Source organism: Saccharothrix sp. ST-888, assembly GCF_000955975.1.
Classification (GTDB): domain Bacteria; phylum Actinomycetota; class Actinomycetes; order Streptomycetales; family Streptomycetaceae; genus Kitasatospora.
In genome coordinates, this window is sequence record NZ_JYJF01000247.1 from 1 (window position 1) to 2,022 (window position 2,022).

Genomic DNA, 2,022 nt, shown 5'->3' on the forward strand with positions numbered 1-2,022 from the left:
GATGGCGGCGGCGGTCCGCCGGGAGTTCGGCAGGGGGCGTCCTGGACGCGGCACGCTCTCGTGGTCAATGGTCATCAGCGCACGAACTCCCCTGCTGTGGATCGGCTGGAGCAGGACACTCCAGCCGATTCGAACCAGTACAGTCATGGCCCGGCGGATTGCGGTCCAGGTGGCGCCTGCCGCTCTGAAAGGCAGTTCGCCTTCATCGGACGGCCGACCGGCAGGTCGGCAGCCGGAAAGAGGAAGGCAGGTGAAATCTGACATTACCGAACGCCGACTTGATTGCAGGGAAGATAGCGGGACGTTTCATCCCCATCGCCCATTAATCAGACTTTCCTGACGGGTCGAGCGAAATCGTTCAGTGGGGTGAATGGGTTGCCCCCTTCGGTAGCACCTGTTGCTGGCAATGTAACGAGGTGGCAGTCAAGCCAGTCACGGTTGTTCCCAATGAGGTCTCACGGCTGAGCACTTGTTGCAGCGCCGTCGACCACGTGCGCGGTGGACCCGTGGCCCCATGCCCCGCAGCAGGTCCCTGATGCCGACGGCGCCGGTGGTCCAGCTCTTCACCGTTACCGTCCGGCGCTTCTTCATGTCTTCCGCGACGCGGGAGGGCTGATCTCTCCGGCGGCCGCCATTTCAATAGATTGTGCACGCTTGACTCTGATCGGCGAGCGCACTTCCACTGAATGTAAAAGAATAATATTTACGCATGGGTGGGTGATCGGGAGTGGGTGGGGATATTGTGCGGGCGATAATGGGGATCGCTACCTGGTGATTGCCGCTCTTCGCGCCTACGCTTCTTGTCGCGCCATCGCAGTGTCAGTGGTCGCCATCATCCACAGGGTGGACTTACCCCCACGGCGGCTAACTGTAAAGGTGTACTCGTCCGCTTGTATCACGGTCCTGAACCTTGCTGCGGCTGTGCGTGATTCAGCTGGAACAATTATGACTTCCGGGTCCGGTCACTTCTTGAAGTTCCATCCTGCGGTTTGACATCTGGAGGCTGAGACATGTGAGCCCAGAGGAAGCAGTGCCAGGTGGGAATCAAGAACAACATGAGTAAGCGGTATACGGCGGAGTTCAAGCGGGACGTGGTCGCGCTCGTTCGGTCTTCGCCGCATCGGAACGTCACGGAGATTGCCCGGGAGCTCGGGGTCGGCCCGGAGGGGCTGCGGGGTTGGGTCAAGCAGGATCGCACCGACCGGGGCGAGGGGGGCCCGGGTGAGCTGACCAGTGCCGAGCGCGAGGAGCTCACCCGGCTGCGGCGGCAGACGGTTGAGCAGCAGAAGACGATCGAGATCCTTCGCAAGGCGGCTGCCTATTTCGGGGCCGAGACGACACGGTGATCCGCTTCCGTTTCGTTGAGGACCACCGCGGCGCCTGGGGCGTCAAGCGGATCTGCCGGGCGCTGGGCGTCTCCCGCTCCTCCTTCTATGTCTGGCGGGCCGGTGGGCAAGCCCGTCAGGCCCGTCGGTGGGAGGAGGGCCTGCTCGCGGCCGAGATCACGGTGATCCACCTGGCGTCCAGGGGTGCCTAGGGCGTCCCGCGCGTGCATGCGGAACTGCGCCGCCAGGGCCGCGTGGTCAACCGAAAGAGGGTGGAGCGGATCATGCGTGAGCGCGGGCACCACCCGCTGCCGGTGCCGCGGCCTGACCCGTCAGACCCGCAGGCCGGTGTTCGTTCCGGACCTGATCCGGCGCGACTTCACCGCGCCTCGCCCCGGGGTGCGGCTGGTCGGCGACATGACCTGCCTGCCGACCGAGGAGGGCTGGCTCTACCTGGCCACCGCGATTGATCTGGCCACCCGTGAGGTGGTCGGCTACGCGATGGCCGACCGCCACCGCGCCGAGCTGCCGGTGGCCGCGCTGCGGATGGCGGCCGGCCGCGGCGGCCTGGGGCGCGGCTGCATCTTTCATTCGGACCGCGGCAGCGAGGGTGGACTCAACCGGTCGAACTCCAAACAGAGATAAGAAAGTTGAACATGAGGCAGTCGATGGGGAGAGTCGGCTCCTGTCACGATAA

The 2,022-nt window shown here is 64.5% G+C and carries 3 protein-coding genes; all 3 read left to right on the forward strand.

The window, feature by feature from the left end; all coding sequences use genetic code 11:
- The first annotated feature begins 1,037 nt into the window (after positions 1-1,037).
- The 3 genes from UK12_RS32370 (at position 1,038) to UK12_RS43830 (ending at position 1,970) form a co-directional block, all read left to right on the forward strand.
- A complete protein-coding gene (locus UK12_RS32370; protein WP_082120139.1) occupies positions 1,038-1,346 on the forward strand; it encodes a transposase in 309 nt (102 codons plus the stop codon).
- On the forward strand, positions 1,343-1,537 hold the full coding sequence (locus UK12_RS37085; RefSeq protein ID WP_052682406.1) for a hypothetical protein: 195 nt from the start codon (positions 1,343-1,345) through the stop codon (positions 1,535-1,537). The genes UK12_RS32370 and UK12_RS37085 overlap by 4 nt, the downstream gene beginning before the upstream one ends.
- Positions 1,538-1,613: 76 nt before the next feature.
- Positions 1,614-1,970: a DDE-type integrase/transposase/recombinase gene (locus UK12_RS43830; protein ID WP_052682408.1), complete on the forward strand. Its 357-nt coding sequence runs from the start codon at positions 1,614-1,616 to the stop codon at positions 1,968-1,970.
- Positions 1,971-2,022: the final 52 nt, after the last annotated feature.